This is a genomic window from Achromobacter sp. K91 (genome assembly GCF_003576205.1).
GTDB lineage: Bacteria > Pseudomonadota > Gammaproteobacteria > Burkholderiales > Burkholderiaceae_B > Achromobacter > Achromobacter aegrifaciens.
In genome coordinates this window covers 1-23,388 of sequence record NZ_QWFB01000025.1, presented here as the reverse complement: position 1 = coordinate 23,388, position 23,388 = coordinate 1, and the positions used below count along the sequence as shown (strand labels likewise).

The following is a 23,388-nucleotide window of genomic DNA, read 5'->3' as shown; positions in this document are numbered from 1 at the left end:
TCCACCCGATTCAGTGCAGCATGTCGGGTACGTCGTGCAAGTCGAGCACCCCGGCTTCGGTGGGCGCCGGCGAGGCATGGTGCATGACCATGCGCCAGCCGGTGGGCCCCTTGTGGTAGATGTTGGTGGCGTAGCAATTGGCGAATTGCGTGCCTTCCCGCGTCTGCACCGCCACCTGTTCCACCAGCACGTGCACCGCGCACATCATGCTGAGCATGACCAGCGGGCGCAATGGGCGCACGTGCAGCGGGCCGTTGGCCAGCACCTGCTGCCAGGAATCGTGCACCGCCGAGTGGCCGACGATGCGCAGGCCCCCCGGATGGATGCAGACGACTTCCTCGTCGTCCGCCCAGACTTGCATCAGGCGTACGACGTCCGCCTGGTCGAGGGCTTCGTAGAACGCGTGCTCTGCTTCTTCGGGCGTGGCGAACATGGCGGCGGAAACGGGTGGACGTTATAGAGCGGGTGACTCAGTGCCCGTGGCCGTGCAATACGGTGCCGGGCTTCAGGCGGTATTCGGCGCCGCAGTAGGCGCAACTGGCGGAGCCGGTGCGGGCCACGTCCAGGAACACGCGCGGATGCATGCTCCAGAGCGGCGCCTTGGGGCCCGGACAGAACACGGGCAGGTCGTCAGCGCCGACCTCGATGACTTCGTGGGGGTGGGGGACGGCGGCCGGAGCAGCAGCGGTCATGGATATTCCTGAAAAAAAACCGGTAATCGGCAGGTTGGGGCAATGATGCGGCCTGGTCATGGACCGGGCCGCGCGGATCAGACTTTACTCAGCCAGTGATGGTACTTCGGGTTGCGGCCATTCACCACGTCAAAAAATGCTTTCTGCAGCCGCTCCGTGATCGGGCCGCGCCGGCCGGAGCCGATCTGGCGGTTGTCCACTTCGCGGATGGGGGTCACTTCGGCGGCCGTGCCGGTGAAGAACGCCTCGTCGGCGATGTAGACGTCATCGCGTGTCAGGCGCTTGGTCACCACGCGCAAGCCCAGGTCGGCGGCCAGCGCATGGATGGTGGAGCGGGTAATGCCGGTCAGGGCGGATGCGATCTCAGGCTCGCAGAGCACGCCGTCCTTGACGATGAAGAGATTTTCGCCGGAACCCTCGGCCACGAAGCCTTCCGTGTCCAGCAGCAGGGCTTCGTCGTAGCCGTCCTGCAGGGCTTCGGTATTGGCCAGGATCGAATTGGCGTAGGTGGTGGCCACCTTGGCGCGCGGCATCGTGACGTTCACGTGCTGGCGCGCGAATGACGACACCTTGACGCGGATGCCTGCGGACAGCGCCTCTTCGCCCAGATAGGCGCCCCAGGGCCAGGCGGCGATGGCCACGTGCACCCGGGCGCCCTTGGGCGACACGCCCATTTTTTCGGGGCCGTAGAACACCAGGGGGCGCAGGTAGCCGGCTTCCAGCTGGTTTTCGCGCACGACCGTCCGCTGCGCCTCGTTGATCGTGTCGCGATCGAAGGGCATCGGGATCTGATAGATGTGAGCCGAATTGAAGAGGCGGTTGGTGTGGTCTTCGAGGCGGAAGATGGCGGTGCCGATCTCGGAGCGGTAGGCGCGCACGCCTTCGAATACCGACAGGCCGTAATGCAGGGAGTGCGTCAGGACGTGCGTGGTCGCGTCTCGCCACGGTACGAGCTTGCCGTCATACCAGATGAAGCCGTCGCGGTCTGCCATCGACATGGTCTACTCCCAAGCGCCCAAGAATCCCGAGGCCCGTATTGTATCAAGCAGCGAGGTTACAATACGCCCCTATTCGCGCCCCGGCGCGGCGCCGCCAGGCCCGCGCATAGTGATCCCGGCGGGCGAACGGGTTGTCGTGCGTTCCTTTTCCTTAGAGTTTCCATGTCGTCCTGTCCGAATCGCCAGGGGCCAGCAGTTGTCCTCTGAATCCGCGCTTCCTGAATCCGAAGACCCCGTCGCGGTCCGCCAGGAGCGTATCGCTGCATTCCGGGCTGGCGTGCACGCCATCGTGCCCGCCCTGATCGCCACCGCCACTTGGGGGCTGGTCACCGGCGTGGCCATGGTCAAGTCGGGCTTGACCGAAACCATGGCGCTGGCCATGACCCTGTTGCTGTACGCGGGCTCGGCCCAACTGACGTCCCTGCCGCTCATCGCTACTGGCGCGCCGCTTTGGCTGATCTTCGCCGCCGGCTGCGTGGTGAACCTGCGCTTTCTCATTTTCGGCGCGGCGCTGCATCCCTATTTCCGCCACCTGTCCTGGCCCAAGAGGCTGGGGCTGGGGTATTTCACGACCGACATGGGCTTCGTGCTGTTCATGCCGCGCTTTGGCGATGCGGCCGTGCGCGGCACCCGCGAGCAGCTCTGGTTCTTCCTGGGCGCCATCGCGCCGGGCTGGTTCGTGTGGCAGACCTCGTCCATCGTCGGCATCTATCTGGGCTCCATGGTGCCCACGGACTGGTCGCTGGACTTTGCCGCGGTGCTGGCGCTGCTGGCCATCACGGTGCCGCTGGCCAGCACCAAGCCCATGCTGATTTCCATGCTGGCAGCCGGCGTGGTCGCCTGGACCGGGCAGGTCCTGCCGCTGCGCCTGGGCCTGGCCGCCGCCGTGGTGGCGGGCGTGGTCGCCGGCATTTGGGCCGAACGCTACTTCAAGGCCCGCGCATGACCCTCTGGCCTGCTGAAATCTACGTCTATTCCGCCATCCTGCTGCTGGCGCTGTGCAGTGTGCTGACGCGCGCCGGCTTCATGCTGTTCGGCGACTACATCCCCCTGCCGGAAGGCGTGCGCCGCGCCTTGCGCTACGCGCCCGCCGCCGCCCTGACCGCCATCATCGTGCCCGACCTGCTGCCCTGGAAGGCCGGCCTGGGGCCGGTGTTCGACTACAAGCTGGTCGCGGGCGTACTCGCCATCCTGGTATTCCTGCGCACCCGCAGCGCGGTGCTGGTCATCATCGTCGGCATGCTGGCGCTCTGGGGCCTGCGCTGGCTGGCCGGCTAAGAGTCATTACCCAAAACGTCCATCCAGTGGACGCGGCTGGTATGCCCGGCGGGCGCTTGCTGACAGCGGGCGGAAGGCGTTTGCAATGCCTTTCAGAAGGCGGCTGGACCGTGTGGTAATGCGGCTGCGCTAAAATCATGTTATCCACAGCAATCCGGGCCTGGTACTGCCCTCATAAGTATCGAATCCAGAATGCGCCGCCTGGCCAGCAAGGCAGGATGCAGATTGCGCGTGTTCAGGTTGTTCCGATGCATATGTAGTGCAGTGCGCGTAGCACTCTCGTTTTGTTCTTTTTCACTGGTCCCGGTATCTGCCTAACCCTGATGACTGAATCCACTCAATCCGTAGCACCTGCCGCGCCCGCGCCGACGTTCACCGATTTCGGGCTGCACCCTCTGCTTCTGCAGTCCATCGCCGAAACCGGCTACACCACGCCCACGCCGATCCAGGCGCAGGCCATCCCCGTCGTGGTGGAAGGGCGCGACGTCATGGGCGCAGCCCAGACCGGCACCGGCAAGACGGCCGCCTTTACGCTGCCCATCCTGCATCGCCTCATGCCGCTGGCCAATACCAGCGCATCGCCCGCGCGCCATCCGGTGCGCGCGCTGATCCTGACGCCCACGCGCGAACTGGCCGACCAGGTCTACGAAAGCGTCAAGCGCTACAGCAAGCAGACGCCCCTGCGTTCGGCGGTGGTGTTCGGCGGCGTGGATACCGGTCCGCAGAAGGAAGCCCTGCGCCGCGGCTGCGAAGTGCTGGTGGCCACGCCCGGCCGCCTGCTCGACCACGTCGAGCAAAAGAACGTGAACCTGAGCCAGGTCGGCATCCTGGTATTGGACGAAGCCGACCGCATGCTGGACATGGGCTTTCTGCCCGACCTGGAGCGCATCATCCGCCTGCTGCCCGCGCAGCGCCAGGGCCTGCTGTTCTCCGCCACGTTCAGCAATGAAATCCGCAAGCTGGGTCGCTCGTACCTGAATCAACCGGTCGAAATCGAAGTCGCGGCGCGCAACGCCACCGCCAACACGATCACCCAGATCGCCTACAAGATGCCCAGCGACGCCAAGCGCGCCGCGGTCGTGCATCTGGTGAAGTCGCGCGGCCTGAACCAGGTCATCGTGTTTTCCAACACCAAGATCGGCACGGCGCGCTTGGCCCGCGACCTGGAACGAGACGGCGTCAAGGCTGAATCCATTCACGGCGACAAGACCCAGGCCGACCGCATGAAGGCGCTGGAAGCCTTCAAGGCCGGCGAACTGGAAGTGCTGGTGGCTACCGACGTGGCCGCGCGCGGCCTGGACGTGGCTGGCGTGCCTTGCGTCATCAACTACGACCTGCCGTACAACGCGGAAGACTACGTGCACCGTATTGGCCGCACGGGCCGCGCGGGCGCATCGGGCGAGGCCATCGCCTTGTTCACGCCCGACGAAGAACGCTTCCTGCTCGACATCGAAAAACTCATCAAGCGCGAAGTGCCGCGCGGCACCCTGGATGTTCCTGCCGACCTGGTCGCGCGCAGCCACCGCCGCAGCGACGAGCGCCGCGGTTCGTCGTCGCGCGAAGGGCGCGAGGGTCGTGAAAGCCGTGACAGCCGCGGCGACCGCGGCCGTTCGTCCGACCGCCGCTCCGGCTATTCGTCCGGCGCGCCGCGCCAGCCCGTGGACGATTTCTTCCTGAAGCCCTACGAGCCCTCGGCGCCGTCCGCGCCCGTCGAAGAACCGGCGCCCAGGAGCAACGGCGCATCCTCGGGGCCGAAGCGCCAGATCGCCGTCCTGCTGGGCGGCAGCCGCAAGCCCTGAAAGGCGCCGGCATGAAAAAACCCGCAAGCCCTTAGGTTTGCGGGTTTTTTTATGGCTGGCCCGCGTGACGCCCGCTGCGGCTCAGGCGGCCAGCATGCGCGGCAGGTCCGGCAGCGCGGTGGCGACCGCAGGGCTGTTTTCATTCAGGCTTTCGAGCAGGCGTTCCAGATGGCCGATGTGCGGCAGCATGGGGCCGTAGAACACCACCTTCGATCCGATCTGCACCAGCAGCGTGGGGAAGTTCTCCACGTCTTCGTCGCCCAAGAGTTCGGCGTGGTCCTCGATGTCGATCCAGGCGAAGACGTGCCGCGGCATGGCGGCGGCCAGCGCTTGCAGCTTGGGCTTGTATTGCTCGCAGGTGTCGCACCAGGCCGCGCAGAAGCAGGCCACCAGCCAGGCGTCGGGCGATGAGCCCAGCCGCGCGCGCAGCGCGGCCAGGTCGGTATCGGGTACAAGTAGGGACATGTGGGCAGATGAAGGCGTGTTTGACTATCATACCCGGGATGTCTACCCCCTCATTCCTCGTCCATGACTGCTTTGCGCACTGATTCCGCCACGCCCGACAACGGCCGATTTTCCGCTGCCGGGGCCGGCGCCGTCAGCGTGGGCCAGGCGTTCAAGCGCGCCCTGGTGTCCCAATGCCATCCCTCCATGCTGTTCGCGGTGCTGCTGCCGTTCCTGATCGCGCTGGTGGGGGCCCTGTTGCTGCTGTACCTGTTTTGGACGCCGCTGAACGAATGGCTGGCTGCCGAGGCGGCGCGCTGGGACTTCGTCAACCGGGCCGAGGACTGGATGCTGGCGATGGGGCTGTTCTCGCTCAAGGTCTACATGATCCCCGTGATCGCGGTGGCCATCCTGTTGCCGGTATCGGGCATCCTCGGCCTGGCGATTGCCGCCGTGTTCGTGATGCCGCTGGTGCTGAACCACGTCGGCAAGCGTGAGTATGTGAGCGTCACGCGGCAAGGCAAGCATGCGACGGCGGTCAGCGTATGGAACGCGATCTGGGTATCGCTGGCCTTTGCCGCGGGCTGGCTGCTGACGCTGCCGCTGTGGCTGGTGCCGCCCATGGCTATCGCCTTGTCGATCTTCTGGTGGGCGTTCGCGTTTTCGCGCATGATGCGCGTGGACGCCATCGTCGAACACGCCAGCCCCGCCGAGCGCAAGCTGATCCTGGAACGCAACAACGGCGGCTTCTGGACCATAGGCCTGATCTGCTCGCTGTTGAACCTGTTGCCGCCCGCGTGGGTCATCCTGCCGGTGTTCTCGGCCCTGGTCTACGCCCACTACGGTCTGGAAGCGCTCAAGCGCTTGCGCGAGGACCGGGTCATCGACGTCTGAATCGCGTCATTCTTCTCAACTTCTGGAATCGGACATGGCCGCAGAATCCGCCGCCCGCCGCATTGGCCTCATCATCGTAGGGGACGAAATCCTCTCGGGCCGCCGTCAGGACAAGCATTTTTCCAAGGTCGTCGAGCTTCTGGGCGCGCGCGGCATGCAGTTGGGCTGGGCTGAAATCGTGCCCGACGACCGCGACACGCTCATCGCCACCTACAAGCGCAGCTTTGCCACCGGCGATGTGGTGTTTTCCTGTGGCGGCATCGGCGGCACGCCCGATGACCACACGCGCCAGGCCGCCGCGGCCGCGCTCGGCCTGCCGCTGGCGCTGCACCCGGAGGCCGAAGAGGCCATCGCGCTGCGCACGGCCGAGATGGCTGCCAAGGGGCAGGGCACAGCCGACATGAGCGCGCCGGAAAACCAGCAGCGCCTGCAGATGGGCGTGTTTCCGGAAGGCTGCGAGATCGTCCCGAATCCCTACAACCGCATTCCCGGCTTCTTCATCAAGGACCACACCTTCGTGCCGGGCTTTCCCGTCATGGCGTGGCCCATGCTGGAATGGACGCTGGACACGCGCTATCGTGCGCTGCAGCATGTGCGCGCCCACGCGGAGCATTCCTTCCTGGTATTCAGCATGCCCGAATCGCGTATTACGCCGGCCATGCAGGCCGTGGAAACGCGCTGGCCCGGCGTGCGCGCGTTCAGCCTGCCCAGCGTGGGCGAGGCCGGCGGCACCCCCCATATCGACCTGGGCGTGAAGGGCGAACCGGCCGCGGCAGCCGAAGCGCTGGAGTATTTGCGGGCCGAGGTGCTGCGCCTGGGAGGCAGGCTGGCGCCCCCGCCAGTAGCCTGAAGTCAGGGCCGCACCCGATGTGCGGCCCTTTTTTTGATACAAAAAGCGGTTGCCAAACGCGCCAGTAAATTTCACAATACGGGAAAGAACTGTTTGCTGCAATGCCGCAAGTCCGGTTCCCTAAGGTGGGGCCCTACAGGCGGCGCGGCTGTCCACGCCCCCCTTTCCATGTCCCGTCTCCCCACTACCCGCAACGCCCTGGACGCCGAGACCGAAGGCGCCTCCGCCCATCCCATCGCCATCCAGGTGATCGAACGCGCCATGCGTCTGCTCGATGCCCTGGCCGCGCAGCCGGATCCGGTAACGCTGAAAGAACTGTCCGCGACCACGGGCCTGCATGCGTCCACCGCGCATCGCATCCTTAACGACCTGGTCGTGGGCCGCTATGTCGAACGCGTCGACAACGGCCTGTATCAGCTGGGCATGCGCCTGCTGGAGCTGGGTTCGCTGGTCAAGGGGCGCCTGAACGTGCGCGAGGCGGCCATTTCCGCCATGCGCTCGCTGCACAAGCTGACCGGGCAGACCATCAACCTGTCGGTCCAGCAGGGCGACGAGATCGTCTACATCGACCGCGCCTGGAGCGAGCGTTCCGGCATGCAGGTGGTCCGCGCCATCGGCGGCCGCGCGCCGCTGCACCTGACCTCCACCGGCAAGCTGTTCCTGTCCACCGCCGATGCGCGCCAGGTCCGGGCCTACGCGCTGCGCACCGGCCTGGCCGGCCACACGCGCAACAGCCTGACCGACCTGGACCGCCTGGAGCGCGAACTGGCGTTAGTGCGGCGCCACGGTTATGCGCGCGACAACGAAGAACTGGAACTCGGCGTGCGCTGCATCGCCGCCGGCATTTTCGACGATACCGGCAAGTTGGTCGCCGGCCTGTCCATTTCGGCCCCCGCCGAGCGCCTGCAGGATGACTGGATCAAGGCGCTGGTCGACACCGCCGCCAGCATCTCGGAAGCGCTGGGCTACGAGCCCTCCGTTTCCACCGGCTTCAACGGTCTGGGCATGGCCGCAGAGGCTCTGCGCCCGTAATCCAGGGCCGGCCTGCAAAAAAAGAAAAGCCCCGGACGGGGCTTTTCTTTTTGCATGCGCCGCCAGGGCGCATGGTTTGGGTTACTGCTGTTCGACGCCAGCCTTCTTGAACAGCTCGCCCCACTGCGGGACTTGCTGCTTGACCTTGGCTTCCAGGGCTTGCGGGTTCGCTTCGGACGTCAGCACCGTCGCGCCCAGCTGCTTCATGCGTTCCTGGAATTTGGGATCGGCCAGGCCAGCCTGCAGGCTCTTGACCAGCTTGTCGACGACGGGCTTGGGCGTGCCCTTCGGCACCCACATGCCATGCCAGATGCCCACTTCGAAGCCCTTGTAGCCGGATTCGTCCATGGTCGGCAGGTTCGGCAGCGTGGGGACGCGCTTCAGGCTGGTGACTGCGTAGGCCTTCACCTTGCCGCTGTCGATCTGCTGGGTGGTGTTGGTGGTCTGGTCGCAGAGCAGGTCCACCTGCTTGCCCAGCAGGTCGTTCATGGCGGGCGCCGTACCCTTGTAGGGGATGGTCAGCAGCTGTACGCCCAGCGCCTCGACCAGCATGGTGCCGCACAGATGGCTGGCGGCGCCGATGCCGGCGTTGGCCAGGGACACCTTGTCCTTGTTCTGTTTGACGTACTCGGCCAGTTCCTTGATGTTGTTGGGCGGGAAGTCCGAACGCGCGATGATGGTCATCGGCACGTCGACCACCAGGCCGATGGGCTCGAAGCTCTTGTAGGGGTCGTACCCCGGATTCTTGTACAGCGAGGGCGCCGTCGAGAAGCCGGCGTGCATCAGCAGGACGGAGTAGCCGTCAGGCTGGGCGCGCGCTACCTGGGTCGTGCCGATGGTGCCGCCGGCGCCGCCCTTGTTCTCGACCACGACCGTCTGGCCCAGGCTCGGCCGCATGGCTTCCGCGAGCGAACGCGCGACGTTGTCCGTCGGGCCGCCAGCGGCGAACGGCACCACCATGTTGATGGGGCGATCCGGATATTCGGCTTGGGCGGCGCCGGCTGCGAGCATGGCGCTGGCCGCGAGCAAGGCCGAAAGCGTGCGGGGGATGAGGGTCATGGAGTCTCCAATTGCAGGGTTTGCTGCGATTTGCTGTTGCGCGCTGACTTGTGGGTTTATTTGTCTGTCATCAGCGTGAAAGCAGTTTAGAAAACAATTGATACGACGTCACTTCGGGTATTTCCTGAATCCTGGGAAACCTTTGTGCTGGATCAAACCCGGACAAGGCATGCACCGTCAAAGTGCAATTCTTTGTTGCGTCGCACAAAAACTCCTTGACAAGGATTTTTCTCAGCCTAGAATGTCAATTGTGCAGTGCATCAAACGGGCCGGCGGTAGCTTGTAGTACCAGTTTCCGCGCACGTTTCTATAGTTCGTCGCAGACAACCATTCCTTATTTGCCGGACAGCCTCCGGCTACCCTGAAGGAGCATTCTATGAGCGCTATCCCGCAACAAGTCCTGGACCGTCAAAAGGCCAGCATCAATACCATCGTGGCCGCCCAGTCGGCCGTGTTCGCCGGCTTCGAAAAGCTGGTCGAGCTGAACCTGAAGGTCGTCAAGGCCACCCTGGACGAAGTCGCCCAGAAGTCGCAGCAAGCCGCTGAAGTCAAGGATCCGCAGGAAGCCGCCGCTTTCGCCTCGGGCCTGCTGCAGCCGGGCGCCGAAAAGGCCATGGCCTACACCAAGCACGTGTACGACATCGTTGCCGGCGTGCAGACCAGCCTGGTCAAGCTGACCGAGGAACAGATCGCCGAAGGCCAGCAGCAGCTGAGCGAAGCCGTCGACCAGTTCTCCAAGAACGCCCCGACCGGCTCCGAAAGCGCCGTTGCCCTGATCAAGTCCTCGCTGGCCACCGCGACCAGCGCCTACGATTCGATGACCAAGGCCGCCAAGCAGGCCGCCGAAGTCGCCGAGTCGAACCTGAATGCCGCCGCCAACGCGACCTTCAAGGCTGCCTCGGATGCCGCCGACGCCGCCACCAAGGTTGCCAGCCGCAGCCGCCGCAGCGCCTAAGTTTTTGGCGCGCAGTGCTGCGCAAACCGCAGTTATGTAGTACTGTTGAGTGACAGAGCAGAGCTGGAATTAGGGCCACCCACCGGGTGGCCCCTTTTTTTGCCTGCTTTTTTCGCTGTACGGCCGGCGGATGCCGGCCGCGTCCGGGCTCAGCGCGCCACGGCGCGCACGCACTCGCCTACCAGCGCCGGGCCGCGGTAGATCAGGCCGGTATAGAGCTGCACGGCGTCGGCGCCCGCATCCATCTTTTCGCGGGCCTGGCGGCCCGACATCACGCCGCCCACGCCGATGATCGCCAGGCTGCCGCCCAGCTTTTCCTTCAGGCGGCGGATGACGGCCAGAGACAATTCATGCACCGGGGCGCCCGACAGGCCGCCCGCTTCCTCGGCATGCGGTTGGCCGGTGACGGCGTCGCGCGAGAGGGTGGTGTTGGTGGCGATGACGCCGTCGATGCCGTGGCGCGGTAGCGTTTCCGCGATGGAATCGATCTGTTCGTGCGTCAGGTCCGGAGCGATCTTCACCGCCATGGGCACGCGCCGCTGGTGCTGGTCTTCCAGCGCGCGGCGCTTGTCCGCCAGTTGCGCCAGCAGGGCCGACAGTTCGTCGCCGCCTTGCAGCGCGCGCAGGTTCTTGGTGTTGGGCGATGAAATATTCACCGTCACGTAGTCGGCATGCGGATACACGCCTTCCAGCCCGATCAGGTAGTCATCCGCGGCGCGCTCGATGGGCGTGTCCGCGTTCTTGCCGATGTTCAGCCCCAGAATGCCGCCTTGCTTGCGCCAGGTGCTGCGCTGCACATTGGCCAGGAAGGCTTCCAGGCCCTGGTTGTTGAAGCCCAGCCGGTTGATCAGCGCATTGGCGCGCGGCAGCCGGAACATGCGCGGCTTGGGGTTGCCGGGCTGCGCGCGCGGGGTCACGGTCCCCACCTCGATGAAGCCGAATCCCAGGTTGCCCAGTGCGTCGATATAGGCGCCGTTCTTGTCCAGGCCCGCGGCCAGCCCGATCGGGTTGGCCAGCTGCAAGCCCATCAGCGTGCTTGGCGCCTTCGGCTGCGCGTGCATGAGCTTGCGGGTGGCACCGCATTCATAGGCGCGTTGCAGGCCCGACAAGGTGACTTCGTGGGCGGTTTCCGCGTCCATGGCGAACAGCGCCGGGCGGGCCAGGGGATAGGCGTGGAAGAGGATAGACATGGGGCGGAATTGTAGAGCGAATTTTGCCGGCCCTGCGCCGCCCCAGACGCTCCAAAGAAGGGGCGGATCAGGCGGGCGGCAACGCGGGTTGGTCGCCCCACACGCCGTCGACCAGAAACTGGGCCGGATGGAAGCTGGATTTGTAGGACATCTTGCGGCTGTCGGCGATCCAGTAGCCCAGGTACAGCCAGGGCAGGTTCAGCGTGCGGCATTGTTCGATCTGCCACAGGATGCTGTAGGTGCCCAGGCTGCCGGCAATGTCGGGATCGTAGAACGTGTAGACGGACGACAGGCCGTCGTCCAGCACGTCGATGATGGACACCATGACCAGCTCGCCGGTCTCGTCGCGGAACTCGACCAGGCGGGTGTTGACGCGGCTGGTGAGCAGGAATTGCGCATACTGCGTGCGGCTGTCCTCGTCCATGCCGCCGCCCGGATGGCGGCCCTGCTGGTAGCGCGTATAGAGCCGGTAGTGCTCGGGCGACCAGGCCAGCTCCGCCACGAATGACTGCAAACCCTGGTGATCGCGCCAGGCGCGGCGCTGGCTGCGATTGGGCGCGAAGCCCGCCGTATCCACGCGCACCGGGATACAGGCGTGGCAGTTGTCGCAATGGGGCCGGTAGGTGAACAGCCCGCTGCGCCGAAAACCTTGCTCCACCAGTTGCGAATACGTCCCTGCGTTGATCAGATGACCGGGCGCGGCAACCTGCGACCGTGCCTGGCGACCCGGCAGATAGCTGCAAGGGTAGGGAGCGGTGGCGTAGAACTGCAGGGTGGAGAAAGGGAGTTCTTTGAGCTGGCTCATCGGAGGTCCCGCAATGCGGCAGCAGGCCCGCAAGGGGAGTGGCTACATATTAACGCCGAACCCCGGGCCCGATGCTGTGTCGGGATGCAAGCGGCCAGCGCTGTCCAGCGTGCCCCGCGCCCACGCGACGGCAGGTAGCGCAGTGGCGGTGCGCACATGCTGCAGGAAAGCGGCGCGCGGGATGGGGCGCGCGCCCAGGCTGGCCAGGTGGCGCGTCTGCTGCTGGCAGTCGATGCGTTGCACGCCTTGCGCGGCCAGATAGCGCACCAGATAGGCCAGCGCGATCTTCGAGGCGTTGGGCGCGCGGGTGAACATGGATTCACCGAAGAACATGCGGCCCAGGCTGATGCCGTAGAGGCCGCCGGCCAGTTCGCCGTCAATCCAGGTTTCGATGCTGTGCACGTAGCCGGCCTCGTGCCAGGCGCGATAGGCCTGCTGCATGGCTGCGGTGATCCAGGTGCCGGGCTGGCCGTCACGCGGCGCGGCGCATTGCGCCATCACCTCGGCGAAAGCGGTGTCCACGCGTACCTGCACGCGCGGCGCGGCGCCTTGCTCCTGGCTGGCGATCTGCCGCAACAGCTTGCGCAGCGAATGCGAGGGCGCGAAGTCCTTCACGGCGAGCACCATGCGCGGATCTGGGCTCCACCACAGGATGGGCTCGCCCTCGGAGTACCACGGGAATATGCCGTTGGAATACGCCTCGATCAGCCGGGGCGTGGACAGGTCGGCACCCGCCGCGAGCAGGCCGTCGGGATCTGCAAGCGCAAACTCCGCGGGCGGAAAAGGGGTGTCGACGGCGAGCCAGGGCAGTTTCAACGGTGCGATTCTAGGGTGTAGTGATGGGGGGGGTACATGCCCTGCTTGCGGTCGTCGAAGTAGTGGCGCAGCGTGGTCGCCACGGTGCGGAACGCCAGGTCGTCCCAGGGGATCTCGGATTCGTCGAAAAAGCGCGCTTCCAGGCTTTCGGGGCCCGGGTCGAGGTCGGCCGACAACGCCTGGGCCAGGTAGAACACGTGCACCTGATCGATCTGCGGCAGGTCGATGACGGTGTAGAGCTCGCCCAGCTTGATGCGCGCGCCGGATTCTTCCAGTGTTTCGCGGGCGGCGCCCTGCGCCGTGCTCTCGCCCAGCTCCATGAAGCCGGCGGGCAGGGTCCAGGTGTTGTAGCGCGGCTCGATCGCGCGCCGGCATAGCAGGACGCGGTTCTCCCAGACCGGCACCGTGCCGACCACCAGCCTTGGATTCTGGTAGTGGATCGCACCGCAGTGATCGCAGATGTCGCGTTCGCGGTTGTCGCCTTCGGGAACCCGGCGGCTGATGGGCGAGCCGCATTGGCTGCAGAAATGCGAACGGCGCGGCGCGGGGAAGTATTCGAGGGGCGATTTTGCGGTCATGGGTACGATTCTAACGGCTGCGGCGGGGGCTGGCGCGCCGGCCCGGAACGGCTGGGGAGGAGGCGCCGAAGCGGCCTTCCAGATGCTCCACGAAGGATCGTACCTTGGGCGACAGAAAGCGCCGGTGCGGGTAGACGGCGTACATGGAGATCGGGGTGTGGGCGTAGTCGGTCAGCAGCGCAATCAGGCGCCCGGCGCGGACGTCGTCGCCCACCAGGAAATCGGGCTGCAGGATGACGCCGTGCCCGGCCAGGGCCGCGGTCCGCAGCACATCGCCGTTATTGGCCCGCAGGGCCGCGTTCACGCGCACCAGATGGGTCACGCCGTCTTTCTCGAAATGCCATTCGTTGCCGGTGCTGGCATAGGCGTAATGCAGGCAGCGGTGCTGCTTCAGTTCCTCGGGCGTCTGCGGCGTGCCATGGCGTTGCAGGTAGTCGGGCGCGGCGCAGACCAGCAACTGCTGCGGCGCCAGCGGCCGCGCGACCAGCGAGGAATCCTGCAGCGGCCCGATGCGCACCGCCACGTCGTAGCCGTCCTCCACCAGGTCCACCACGCGGTCGTTCAGGTCCAGGTCGATGATCACGTCCGGGTAGCGTTGCAGGTACTCGGCTATGGCAGGCCCCAGGTGCAGGATGCCGAACGACACCGGCGCGCTCACCCGCAGCCGGCCGCTGGGCCGTTGGCCCTCGGCCTGCAGCGACAGCTCCAGGTCCGCCACCTCGGCCAGGATGGGCCGCACGCGTTCATAGAAGGCGCGTCCGGCGTCGGTCATGCTCAGCTTGCGCGTGGTGCGGTTCAGGAGGCGCACGCCGTACTTCTGTTCCAGATAGGCGATCTGGCGCGTGACCACGGAACGGGCCTGGCCCATCTTGTCGGCCGCGGCCGCGAATGAGCCCAGCTCCACGACCTTGGCATAGGTCTGCATGGCGGTGTGCGTGTCCAAGATTGTTTCCTATCGGGGAACAATAATTTGCAATTCTGCATGTTTATCTTTGTTTTTGGAATCGCAAGAATAGCGCTCATCAAGAATCTTCCCATCCTGGGCGATTCCCCTACCGCTCTAGGAGAGTGCAATGGTTGATACCCGTACCGCGCCCTATGCCGCGCTGTTGCTGCGCGTGGCGCTCGGCGTCATGTTCCTGGCCCATGGCCTGACCAAGCTGCTGGTGTTCACGCTGCCCGGCACCGCGCAGTTCTTCGCCAAGATCGGCTTCGCCGGCTGGCTGGCATACCCGGTGACGTTTTTCGAGGTCGGCGCCGGCGTGCTGTTGATCCTGGGCGTCGTGCCGCGTTGGGTCGCCGTCATTGCCGTGGTGCAGCTGTTCGTGGCGTCGACGGTGCATTTTCCCAATGGCTGGGGCTTTGGCAATGCGGGCGGAGGCTGGGAGTATCCGATCTTCCTGACCGTGGCTGCCGCCGTGCTGGCGCTGCTGGGCGACGGCAAGTACGCGCTGCTCAAGAGCGGCCGCGGCTGATCGCTGCGCGCACCAGACTGTCTACTGCCACGGACGTGGCCGACAGGACGGCCGGACCATAGAATGGCCCGGCCGTTTTTCCATTCCGGAGTTCTCCATGTTCTTCTCCAAGCCGTATTTCAAGCGCGCCGCTGCCGCAGCCATGCTGGCCCTGGCGTTGTCTCCCGCCGCCCATGCGTCCGCCGAGCAGGAATCCGCCAACAAGGCGGCCGTGCTGGCCTTCTACGAGAAGGGCCTGAACCAGAAGGACGCGGATGCCGCCTTGAAGTACGTCGGCGACCGCTATGTGCAGCACAATCCGAATGCGGCGGACGGCCCCGAAGGCTTCCGCAAGTTCATCGCCTTCCTGCGCGACAAGTTTCCGCAGTCACGCAGCGAGATCAAGCGAGTCTTCACCGATGGCGACTACGTGATCCTGCACGTGCATGCGGTGCGCCAGCCCGGCGATCGTGGCAGCGCCATCATCGATATTTTCCGCCTGGAGCAGGGCAAGATCGTGGAACATTGGGACGCGGTGCAGCCCATTCCCGAGCAGTCCGCCAATCCCAACGGCATGTTCTGAACGCGCCGTTCAGGCGCGGGGATTCGCTTCGAAGCCCAATTCCCGCGCCACATCCTTTTGCGCTATCAGCGCCAGCGGCGCGGCCGCATAGGTTCCGGGCAGGACGGCCTGGACTGCGCCACCGGGCGCAAGATCCGCCAGCGCATCCAGCAGCGGGGCGCCGTCCGCCGTGGCCATCTTCTCCAACAGCGGCTGCAGATCGCGGTCCAGCACGATGCCGGCGCCCAGGGGCGTCATCGCATACAGCTGTCCCGCGTCGTCCAGCTTCCACGTATCGACCGAATCGACCGCGACGTTCGTGTGCGTGAGCAGTCGGCGGCTGTCGTCGCTCAGCCGCAGCACATAGGGCGCGGCGTCCAGCCGCAGGAACACGCGCTGCGGACCATTCTGGAAGAACCAGCGGCCCGCTTCATCGTGTTCGTAATTGCGGTTGATGAATTCCAGGATCTGGGTATTGGTTATGGATTCGCCCGGGCCGCCTTCGGCTGATTGCCCTTGCGGATGCAGGCGCCAGCGGCCGCGCGCGTCCAGCGACAGCCAGCCGTATACCGCTGGCACGTCGGGCCAGCGGGCTAGCGCGTCCTTCACCGATTGATCCATGTTCAGGGGCGGATGATGATGGGGGGCGGGTTGATGACAATGGCGGGCGCCGGCATCACGGCCACCGGCTGCGGCACCTGCACATAGCCGTGGCGGTAGTCGTCCCGGCACTTGCGCTTTTCCTGGTAGTCGCCATTGCGCTTCCATTTGCGCTCGACCTTACAGGCGCCGTCCCAATACTGCTCTTTATACTCGCGCCCGTGGCGATGGCGGTGCTTGTCCGAATCGGCCTGCGCCGCAAGCGGGGCGAGCGTGAGCAATGCCGCCGTGGACAGCGTCAACAACGCGGAGGAGGGGCGGGCTCGAGAGTTCGGAATGGTACGCATAGGGTCCGTCATCAGTTGCAAACGGCGTCACCATAGCAATCATTTGATTGACGGCGCGTAGGGATGCGTAACCAGATGCTGGCAGAAAGCCGCAATCGTACCTGAGCCGCGGTTTACTGCGGCGCGGCAGGGCGCCGCTGCGAGCGTCTTTCGCGCCTTATGAATCCCAAGAGCGCTTCGGCAGCGGGTGAAAGGCTGCTGCCGCGGCGTTGCATCAGCACGAATGCCCGCGACACAGCGGGGCGCACCAAGGGCACCGCCGCCAGCATCGGATAGGCCCCAGGTTGCAGGGCGAGATCGGGAACGATGGCCACGCCCACTCCCGCCGCCACCATGCCCACCGCGGTCGTGCTTCTTTGGACCTCGAAGCGGGCCTGCAAGGCGATGCCCGCGGGCAGTTGATCATCGAGCAGGGGGCGGTTGCTGCTGCCCGCGCCAGGCAGGATCAGCGCTTCGTTCTCCAGCTCGGACCAGGGAACCGCCTTGCGCCGGGCCAGGCGGTGTTCATTTCCGCAAACCAGCACGAAACGGTCGTGCAGGAGTTCCTCGTATTCGATTTCGGGTACGAGTCTGTCCGCGATCCCTATGCCGAACTCGGCGGCGCGGTCCAGAACGGCCTGCTGCACGGCAGCGGAAGAGTGGTCCAGCACGCTGACCCGGTTGTCCGGAAATGCCGAGGCATAGGCTTGCAGCACGCGTGGCAGAAAGCGGACGCCCACCGTCGGCACGCAGGCCATGGTCACGTTACCCGCGAGCGCCTGCCGTTGTTCCCGGATCTGCTGCAGAGCGCTTTCCAGTTCACCCAGCAGGCGCCGCGCCTGCGGCAGGAAGCTGCGGCCCACGGTGCTCAGCGAGAGCGTGCGGGTGGTGCGATCGACCAGGCGTACGCCCAGGTGGATTTCCAGGTTCCGGATGCGGCGGCTCAGCGCCGCCTGCGAGAGGAACAGCGACTCGGCGGCCTTGCCGAAACTTTCCCGTTCAGCCAATGCCACAAATGCTTGAACACCCAGGACGTCCAGTTTCATAGATTTTTTGCATCAATGAACGAAATCATTTCATTTTACGAGGGGCCCCGGGCAGCGTAAAAATTGAGCACTCACTCTCACCCAGCGGGGTACCGCAAATGAAGATCGCTATTCTGGACGACTGGTTCGACACTCTCCGTCGCCTTCCTTGCTATGCCCTCTTGCGAGATCACGAGGTCACCGTCTGGACGGATCACGCCGAAGATACCGATGTGCTCGCGCAGCGCCTCGCCGATACGGAAGCGTTGGTCTTGATCCGCGAGCGCACCACCATACGCCGCGAGTTGATCGAAAAGTTGCCCAAGCTGCGCCTGATTAGCCAGCGCAGCGTCTGTCCGCATATCGACGTCGCCGCATGCAGCGACCATGGCGTCCTTGTCTGCTCGGACCTGCACGCCGATACGCCCTCTTATGCCGCGGCGGAGCTGACCTGGGCGCTGGTGCTGGCCGCCATGCGCCAATTGCCGCAGCAGGTGGAGTCCATGCGCCAGGGGCGTTGGCAGTGTGGGGTGGGCCACACCGTGCGGGGCAAGACCATGGGCATCTTCGGCTATGGGCGCATCGGTCGAGTGGTTGCGGGCTACGCGCGGGCGTTCGGCATGCGGGTGCTGGTCTGGGCGCGGCCCGAGTCGCTGCAGCGCGCACGCGAGGACGGGCACGAAGTCGCGGCCTCCAAGCAGGAGTTCTTCGCGTCCTGTGACGTGCTGTCGCTGCATATGCGCCTGGTAGCCGCCACCAAGGGCATCGTCAACGCGGCGGACCTCGCGGCCATGAAGGAAGGATCGTTGTTCGTGAACAGCAGCCGTGCCGGACTTGTCGAACCTGGCGCATTGGAGCGGGCGCTGCGGGCAGGCCGTCCGGGTATGGCGGCGCTGGATGTCTTCGAGCAGGAGCCATTGACCGATACCGCGAATCCGTTACTGCAGATGCCCAATGTCCTGTGCACGCCTCACATCGGATACGTGACCTATGAGGAATGGGATCTGCAATTCAAGGACGTGTTCAACCAGATTCTTGCCTTTGCGGCAGGCCAGCCCGTGAACATGGTGAATCCGCAGGTGGCGTCGTCATGAACCTGTCCTTGGAACGCCTGGCAAAGCAGCTGGATCTGGCTGCCGCGAACCAGGAACGCCTGCGACTGGCTTTCGGCCTCGCCTGTGCGCAGCGGGTCGAGTATCTGCTCGAAGAACAGGAGGTCGTGGATTGCCTGGCGAGCCTGGGCCGTTATCTGGATGGCGCGATCGCCCACGAACAGCTGGAGCAGATTTCCAGGCGGGCTGCGAGCCTGGCGAACCAGCACCAGGGATCGAAATCGTTGGACGGCTGCGGCCATGCCGCGGTGTCCGCGACCTATGCGGTTGCCTGCGCCCTGGCCGGCAAGGCGCTGCGCGCAGCCGAATACGCGGCTTACGCAGCGGTTTACGGACAGGGTGGTTACGGCGCCGTGTCTGATCCCGAAGCGTTCGGGGTGGAGTTCGCCTGGCAGACGAAATGTCTGGAGTCCTTGGCTGCCGGTAGGGTTGAATAGTCCGGATCGATGCTGTGGAACGGCGCCTTGTCGTGCGGAGCCCGGCATCTCGGAAAACAAAAAACCCGCAGATTTTCATCTGCGGGTTTCGGAAAATCGCTGGAGGCGCAAGCCGGAATCGAACCGACGTACACGGATTTGCAATCCGCTGCATAACCACTCTGCCATTGCGCCAGCACTTGCAAGAAAAAAGGAAGCGCGGTGTTGGCCGTTGCTTCCTTTTTTGTATTTGGAGCGGGAGACGAGTCTCGAACTCGCGACCTCAACCTTGGCAAGGTTGCGCTCTACCAACTGAGCTACTCCCGCGGGGGTACTGCAATTTGGTGTGTTTTCTGACTTGGTTTTCAGAAAGGCCGTGTCCACCAAAGACAGCGATTATACACAGAATTTTGGGCTTGTGTAGCCTGGCGGGGCGGGGAAGTGAAAAATCCCCGCCCGCCGGGCCAAACAGTGTCCTCAGGGCGTATCGCTCGATGCCGGCGTTGTGACGGTCGCGGCTTCGGGGGCGGCTTCAGGCGCGGGGGCGTCAGCCGGGGCGTCAGCGGATGCGGCAGCCGGCGCGGCGGCCTTTTTCGCGGGACGAGCCTTGCCGGCCGGCCGGCGCGAAGCCTGGCGGCGCGCGTAGGCGGCTTGCTCCGCCGTGACCGTGCCTGCAGGCTGGCCTTGCAGGTCGACGCGTGTAGCGTCCGCGACCATGCTGCTCCAGTAGCGGCTGCCCTTGCACCAGGTGGCGATGGCTTGTTTGAGCTGTTCTTCCGTCATGCCCAGCTTCTCGAGATGCTGGGCCGCGTCGGCCAGGATGCCTTGCTTGAGCGGTAGCTTGGGCGCGGGATTCTTGGGGAACGCCTGCGGGAAGTGCTTTTGCAGGCGCCAGATGGCCTCGACCGCGGGGTCGACGGGCTCGCGCTTTTGCTGAGGGCGGGCGGCAACCTTCGCTTGACCCGACTCGCGCTTTTGCTGCGGCCGCGCCGTAGCCTTCGCTTGATCAGGCTCCCGCTTCTTTGTCCGGCCTGCCGCCTTCGGTTGGACCGGCACCGCCTTTTGAGCCTGTGCCCGCAGCTGCTCGCGCAGGTCGGCAAGTTTTTCAAAACCCATTGTTATTTCCAAGACCTCAGATTTGTTCAGGCTGAAGGTTACCGCATGTGCGCGAATGCAGCACAGCCTGGGCGTTACGCGTGTGGCGCCGACGCCATGGCCGCAGACGTCGGCGGATGCCGGTTTGCCGGCGGATCAGCGTTTGGAAGACGGGCAGGCGGGCTGGCCGGGCACCTGTATGTTTCCCTGGGTTTGCGGCGGGCCGGACCAGGCTGAGTCCGATCGGCGCGATGTCGATGATCTTGCGGTTCAGCGCGGGGCTGTCGATGAGCGCTGTCTGATGCCGTATCGCGGGCGAAACCAGCGTTTCCCTGATGTGGCGTACGCCCAGCTGGCGCCTTGGAAGCTGAAGGAGTCGCGGGCCAACCTTGCCGAGATCGAGCCGGTTGCGGAAGGAGAGGGGCCGCCGTGCAAGGCGACCCGGCTGTCATTGTCGTAAAGCGCATAGCTTGCGCCGTCGCTGGCGTGTTCCGCTGTGATGACGGAGGCGATGTCGTCGACTTCGAGCCCTACCCAGGTCTGCTCGTTGCCAGCCCCTTCGAGCGGCGTATACAGAAACAGATGATCGGTGGCGTCCGCTGTGGTGTCCGCCTAGCCGCGTGTCGTCCACCGCCAGGCGCGTCGAGCCGGGGCCTGCCAGCGTCGTGTAGACGATGCGCGCGTTGGCGGCGGCTACGTCCGCCCGGTTGCGGCGGGTAAGAATCAGCGCCCAATCGTAGGAGTCCGCCCCGTTCATCAGCGGGATGACGTTGACCTGTCCGGTCTGGCCGAAGGTCCTGGGCGTGTGCTGGGCTGGCATGCGGTCGGTGTTGCGCACTGACGAGGAGGCCACTGCCCGGAGCAGCGTTTCGCGCTGATCGAAGAATATCTGCGCGCGGTCAGCGGCGGCATTCATGCGGCGGCGGTAGCTGGAGACCTCGTCACTGAACGACCAGTACATCGACAGCATCGTGCCGATGAGTATGCATGCCTGCAGTGCCATGGCGAGCAGATGCAGCAGGATCATCGGCAATCTGGCGGTTGCCGGCGTGTATCCGTCGGGGAGGCTGGGGGCGGCCATCATGCCAGCGATGGTATGGGCCGGGCCGGGCTTCACGGATAAGAAAATTCTGGAAGCGCGATGGCGCCGGAGGCCTCGTTCCCATACGGCTATGTCAATTTGTTTCCCGATTGCCTCGGAAATCGGGAAATAGTGCGCCAGTGGTGTCGGCGTGGATGGTATCCGACAAGAAAATTTAAATAAATCGGATATTGGTCATTTTATTTATTTTCTACGTGCGGATGGTATCCATATTCAAATTCTGCGATTTTGGATGGTATCCAAGATACTGAATTAATTAATAAAGATGGTATCTATTCATTAATTTTCGATATTGAAAGAAAAGGGGTATAAATTGCCTCCTTTTTTCGCGAAAACTTGTTTCGGCCATTAGGTTTACCCGGTTACTTAATAATACTTTTATAGCGATCCGGTAATGCCTTGGATATCAGATTTATTAATCGACATATGGAGGATTTACGTTGATACACGACACGAAGAAATGGCTGACGGCGACGCTCGCGCTGAGCGCGTCCTACTGCGGTGGCGTTACGGCTGCGGACCTGACGGTTACGTCGGGCAATACGCAGGTGTTCGACGGCTCGGCCAATTTCCCCGGCGGGGTGGATGTCAACGGCGGCACGCTGGTGATCGGCGGCAATGGCGGCGGCTCGGGCGTTACGTTGGGAGGTAACGTCAATGCGAACTCGAACGGCACCGTCGCGGGCTTTGGCTCGATCAATGGCGACCTCAACGTGTCCGGCGCGCGCGTGGCGCCGGGCTATGAAGTCGGCACGCCCACTGGCGTCTCCAACGGCAATCTGGTCGTCAACGGCAACCTGTCGATGAACAATGCCGTGTTCAATTTCGAGACCGGCTACGCGGGGCTGCCGATTACGCAACCCGGCACCGGCGACAACATCACCGTGCGCGGCGATGCCGCCATCAACAACACCACGCTGAACGTCACGGTCAACACCCTGGGCGTCAATGCCGGCTACTACCGGATCCTGTCCTACGGCGGCAATCTGAGCGGCAACGGCCTGACGCTGGGTTCGGTCTCGGGTGATTCCGCCCCTGCCGCGACCATCCAGAACCTGACTGGCGACAAGCAGATCAACCTCATCCTGGGGCCGAGCACGACCAATCTGTGGAACGGCAACGGCGCGGCATCTGCAACCCGCTCGGGCGGCGGCAACGGCACCTGGAGCGCGGCCAGCACCAACTGGAACAGCCCGAGCAATGCCACTGGCGCTCTGCCCGACGGCGGCTATGCGATTTTCACGGGCGCAGCCGGCACGGTGACCGTGGACGGCAGCGCCGGGCCGGTGCGCGTGTCGGGCATCCAGTTCGCCACCGACCGCTATCGCCTGCAAGGCGCTCCCATCACCCTGGTCGGCAGCGGCGGCAACCCGCCCGCGATCGTGGTCGGTGACGGCACCTATGCTTCGGGCCAATTCGTCGACACCATCGACAACGCGCTGCAAGGCACGCAGGGCTTCGTCAAGACCGGCCCGGGATCGGTGATCCTGACCGCGGACAGCAGCGGCCTCACGGGCCCCATCCTGATCGCCGACGGCGCCCTGGAAATCGACGGCAAGCTGAACGGCCCGATGGACATCGGCCGCGAAGTCGTGCTGGCGGGCGTGGGCCAGGTAGGCACCACCAACCTCTATCCCACCGCGGTCATTTCTCCGGGCAATGACGGCACGCCCATGGGCACGCTCACCGTCAACGGCAACCTGACCTTTGGCCAGAACACCATCTACCGCGTGCACGCCGACCCGGCCAGCAGCCTCAGCGACCGCATCCACGTCACCGGCGTCGCCTACCTCGACGGCACCGTGGCGCATGTGGGGCCAGACGGCAACTATGCGCCGCGCACGACCTACAACATCCTGACGGCCGATGGAGGCATCCAGGGCCAGTTCACCGGCGCTTCGAGCGGATACGCGTTCCTGACGCCCACGCTCAGCTACGACCCGAAGAATGCGTACATGACCCTGACGCGCAACGACGTGCCGATCGGCAGCATCGGCGGCTCGGGCAACGAGAGCAACGTGGGTGGCGCGCTGGACCAGGAAGAGCCGCCCGCGACGGGCAACGGTTCGTCCTCGAACGGCAACGGCTCGACGTCGACGGGCAATGGTTCGTCCTCGAACGGCAACGGCTCGACGTCGACGGGCAATGGTTCGTCCTCGAACGGCAACGGCTCGACGTCGACGGGCAATGGCTCGTCTTCTGCCGGCAATGGTTCGACGTCGACGGGGAATGGTTCGTCTTCGACCGGCAACGGCTCGACATCGACCGGCAACGGTTCGTCCACAGCCTGTCTCTTATACACATCT

At 64.8% G+C, this 23,388-nt stretch carries 27 protein-coding genes, 2 tRNA genes and 1 pseudogene; 13 read left to right on the top strand and 17 right to left on the bottom strand.

Features of this window, described 5'->3' with window-relative positions; all coding sequences use genetic code 11:
• Nucleotides 1-10: 10 nt before the first annotated feature.
• From DXK93_RS06805 to DXK93_RS06795, 3 genes are all read right to left on the bottom strand, one after another.
• Entirely contained in the window at nt 11-433 is a 423-nt protein-coding gene (locus DXK93_RS06805) for a nuclear transport factor 2 family protein (RefSeq protein WP_054449940.1), read from the bottom strand.
• A gap of 37 nt (nt 434-470) precedes the next feature.
• Nucleotides 471-692 (bottom strand): zinc-finger domain-containing protein, encoded by a 222-nt coding sequence (locus tag DXK93_RS06800; protein WP_059371641.1) that lies wholly within the window; start codon nt 690-692, stop codon nt 471-473.
• A 77-nt stretch (nt 693-769) separates the two neighbouring features.
• Nucleotides 770-1,690 carry a branched-chain amino acid transaminase gene (locus DXK93_RS06795; protein WP_054449943.1) on the bottom strand — a complete coding sequence of 307 codons (921 nt, stop codon included), beginning with the start codon at nt 1,688-1,690 and terminating at the stop codon, nt 770-772.
• 196 nt (nt 1,691-1,886) lie between these two features.
• Between DXK93_RS06795 and DXK93_RS06790 the strand changes: the two genes are divergently transcribed.
• From DXK93_RS06790 to DXK93_RS06780, 3 genes are all read left to right on the top strand, one after another.
• Entirely contained in the window at nt 1,887-2,636 is a 750-nt protein-coding gene (locus DXK93_RS06790) for an AzlC family ABC transporter permease (RefSeq protein ID WP_175181131.1), read from the top strand.
• Complete coding sequence (locus DXK93_RS06785; protein ID WP_054449947.1) at nt 2,633-2,968, top strand: AzlD domain-containing protein; 336 nt, start codon at nt 2,633-2,635, stop codon at nt 2,966-2,968. Before DXK93_RS06790 ends, DXK93_RS06785 begins: the two co-directional genes overlap by 4 nt.
• Before the next feature lie 323 nt (nt 2,969-3,291).
• A complete protein-coding gene (locus DXK93_RS06780; RefSeq protein WP_119449689.1) occupies nt 3,292-4,767 on the top strand; it encodes a DEAD/DEAH box helicase in 1,476 nt (491 codons plus the stop codon).
• 81 nt (nt 4,768-4,848) lie between these two features.
• Here DXK93_RS06780 and DXK93_RS06775 read toward each other — a convergent pair whose 3' ends face one another.
• A complete protein-coding gene (locus DXK93_RS06775; protein WP_054449951.1) occupies nt 4,849-5,232 on the bottom strand; it encodes a thioredoxin family protein in 384 nt (127 codons plus the stop codon).
• A gap of 63 nt (nt 5,233-5,295) precedes the next feature.
• Here DXK93_RS06775 and DXK93_RS06770 point away from each other — a divergent pair, with 63 nt between their 5' ends.
• From DXK93_RS06770 to DXK93_RS06760, 3 genes are all read left to right on the top strand, one after another.
• Entirely contained in the window at nt 5,296-6,105 is an 810-nt protein-coding gene (locus DXK93_RS06770; RefSeq protein WP_054449954.1) for an EI24 domain-containing protein, read from the top strand.
• Between the two features lie 34 nt (nt 6,106-6,139).
• A complete protein-coding gene (locus DXK93_RS06765) occupies nt 6,140-6,955 on the top strand; it encodes a molybdopterin-binding protein (RefSeq protein WP_054449956.1) in 816 nt (271 codons plus the stop codon).
• A 168-nt stretch (nt 6,956-7,123) separates the two neighbouring features.
• A complete protein-coding gene (locus DXK93_RS06760; RefSeq protein WP_119449688.1) occupies nt 7,124-7,987 on the top strand; it encodes an IclR family transcriptional regulator in 864 nt (287 codons plus the stop codon).
• Between the two features lie 81 nt (nt 7,988-8,068).
• On the opposite strand, the gene DXK93_RS06755 is transcribed toward DXK93_RS06760, so the two are convergent.
• Nucleotides 8,069-9,046, bottom strand: coding sequence for a tripartite tricarboxylate transporter substrate binding protein BugD (locus DXK93_RS06755; protein ID WP_054449960.1), 978 nt, complete (start codon nt 9,044-9,046; stop codon nt 8,069-8,071).
• Nucleotides 9,047-9,422: 376 nt separating this feature from the next.
• Between DXK93_RS06755 and phaP the strand changes: the two genes are divergently transcribed.
• A complete protein-coding gene (gene phaP, locus DXK93_RS06750; RefSeq protein ID WP_054449962.1) occupies nt 9,423-10,001 on the top strand; it encodes a TIGR01841 family phasin in 579 nt (192 codons plus the stop codon).
• Nucleotides 10,002-10,150: 149 nt separating this feature from the next.
• Here the strand turns inward: phaP and DXK93_RS06745 are convergent, their stop codons facing one another.
• The 5 genes from DXK93_RS06745 to DXK93_RS06725 form a co-directional block, all read right to left on the bottom strand.
• Complete coding sequence (locus tag DXK93_RS06745; RefSeq protein WP_119449687.1) at nt 10,151-11,191, bottom strand: quinone-dependent dihydroorotate dehydrogenase; 1,041 nt, start codon at nt 11,189-11,191, stop codon at nt 10,151-10,153.
• Nucleotides 11,192-11,258: 67 nt separating this feature from the next.
• Entirely contained in the window at nt 11,259-11,996 is a 738-nt protein-coding gene (locus DXK93_RS06740) for an arginyltransferase (protein ID WP_054449966.1), read from the bottom strand.
• A 42-nt stretch (nt 11,997-12,038) separates the two neighbouring features.
• Complete coding sequence (gene aat / locus DXK93_RS06735; RefSeq protein WP_054449968.1) at nt 12,039-12,812, bottom strand: leucyl/phenylalanyl-tRNA--protein transferase; 774 nt, start codon at nt 12,810-12,812, stop codon at nt 12,039-12,041.
• Complete coding sequence (locus tag DXK93_RS06730; protein WP_119449686.1) at nt 12,809-13,390, bottom strand: NUDIX hydrolase; 582 nt, start codon at nt 13,388-13,390, stop codon at nt 12,809-12,811. Before DXK93_RS06730 ends, aat begins: the two co-directional genes overlap by 4 nt.
• A gap of 10 nt (nt 13,391-13,400) precedes the next feature.
• Nucleotides 13,401-14,333, bottom strand: coding sequence for a LysR family transcriptional regulator (locus DXK93_RS06725; protein WP_175213841.1), 933 nt, complete (start codon nt 14,331-14,333; stop codon nt 13,401-13,403).
• A gap of 130 nt (nt 14,334-14,463) precedes the next feature.
• Between DXK93_RS06725 and DXK93_RS06720 the strand changes: the two genes are divergently transcribed.
• Complete coding sequence (locus DXK93_RS06720; protein ID WP_119449685.1) at nt 14,464-14,865, top strand: DoxX family protein; 402 nt, start codon at nt 14,464-14,466, stop codon at nt 14,863-14,865.
• Between the two features lie 97 nt (nt 14,866-14,962).
• Nucleotides 14,963-15,427, top strand: a complete 465-nt coding sequence (locus DXK93_RS06715) for a nuclear transport factor 2 family protein (protein WP_119449684.1) — start codon at nt 14,963-14,965, stop codon at nt 15,425-15,427.
• Between the two features lie 9 nt (nt 15,428-15,436).
• Here the strand turns inward: DXK93_RS06715 and DXK93_RS06710 are convergent, their stop codons facing one another.
• The 3 genes from DXK93_RS06710 to DXK93_RS06700 all read right to left on the bottom strand — a co-directional run bounded on the left by DXK93_RS06710 (nt 15,437) and on the right by DXK93_RS06700 (nt 17,378).
• Nucleotides 15,437-16,027, bottom strand: a complete 591-nt coding sequence (locus DXK93_RS06710; protein WP_054449975.1) for a DUF2946 family protein — start codon at nt 16,025-16,027, stop codon at nt 15,437-15,439.
• Nucleotides 16,028-16,029: 2 nt separating this feature from the next.
• A complete protein-coding gene (locus tag DXK93_RS06705) occupies nt 16,030-16,353 on the bottom strand; it encodes a hypothetical protein (protein WP_054451291.1) in 324 nt (107 codons plus the stop codon).
• Between the two features lie 113 nt (nt 16,354-16,466).
• Complete coding sequence (locus DXK93_RS06700; RefSeq protein WP_054449977.1) at nt 16,467-17,378, bottom strand: LysR family transcriptional regulator; 912 nt, start codon at nt 17,376-17,378, stop codon at nt 16,467-16,469.
• Nucleotides 17,379-17,476: 98 nt separating this feature from the next.
• Between DXK93_RS06700 and DXK93_RS06695 the strand changes: the two genes are divergently transcribed.
• The gene (locus DXK93_RS06695) at nt 17,477-18,451 is read left to right on the top strand and encodes a D-2-hydroxyacid dehydrogenase family protein (RefSeq protein ID WP_119449683.1); all 975 of its coding nucleotides are present in this window, start codon (nt 17,477-17,479) and stop codon (nt 18,449-18,451) included.
• A complete protein-coding gene (locus tag DXK93_RS06690) occupies nt 18,448-18,906 on the top strand; it encodes a hypothetical protein (RefSeq protein WP_119449682.1) in 459 nt (152 codons plus the stop codon). Before DXK93_RS06695 ends, DXK93_RS06690 begins: the two co-directional genes overlap by 4 nt.
• Before the next feature lie 100 nt (nt 18,907-19,006).
• Here DXK93_RS06690 and DXK93_RS06685 read toward each other — a convergent pair.
• The 3 genes from DXK93_RS06685 to DXK93_RS06675 form a co-directional block, all read right to left on the bottom strand.
• A tRNA-Cys gene (locus DXK93_RS06685) sits at nt 19,007-19,080 on the bottom strand.
• Between the two features lie 56 nt (nt 19,081-19,136).
• Nucleotides 19,137-19,212: transfer RNA gene (locus DXK93_RS06680), tRNA-Gly, on the bottom strand.
• Between the two features lie 150 nt (nt 19,213-19,362).
• Nucleotides 19,363-20,001 (bottom strand): ProQ/FINO family protein, encoded by a 639-nt coding sequence (locus DXK93_RS06675; protein WP_119449681.1) that lies wholly within the window; start codon nt 19,999-20,001, stop codon nt 19,363-19,365.
• Nucleotides 20,002-20,056: 55 nt separating this feature from the next.
• On the opposite strand from DXK93_RS06675, the gene DXK93_RS06670 reads away from it, so the two are divergent.
• The gene (locus DXK93_RS06670) at nt 20,057-20,440 is read left to right on the top strand and encodes a hypothetical protein (RefSeq protein WP_119449680.1); all 384 of its coding nucleotides are present in this window, start codon (nt 20,057-20,059) and stop codon (nt 20,438-20,440) included.
• Here DXK93_RS06670 and DXK93_RS06665 read toward each other — a convergent pair.
• Entirely contained in the window at nt 20,429-21,007 is a 579-nt protein-coding gene (locus DXK93_RS06665) for a hypothetical protein (protein ID WP_147400225.1), read from the bottom strand. The genes DXK93_RS06670 and DXK93_RS06665 overlap by 12 nt on opposite strands.
• Before the next feature lie 515 nt (nt 21,008-21,522).
• Here DXK93_RS06665 and DXK93_RS06660 point away from each other — a divergent pair.
• Nucleotides 21,523-23,388: pseudogene (locus tag DXK93_RS06660) on the top strand (autotransporter outer membrane beta-barrel domain-containing protein); the annotation flags it as partial.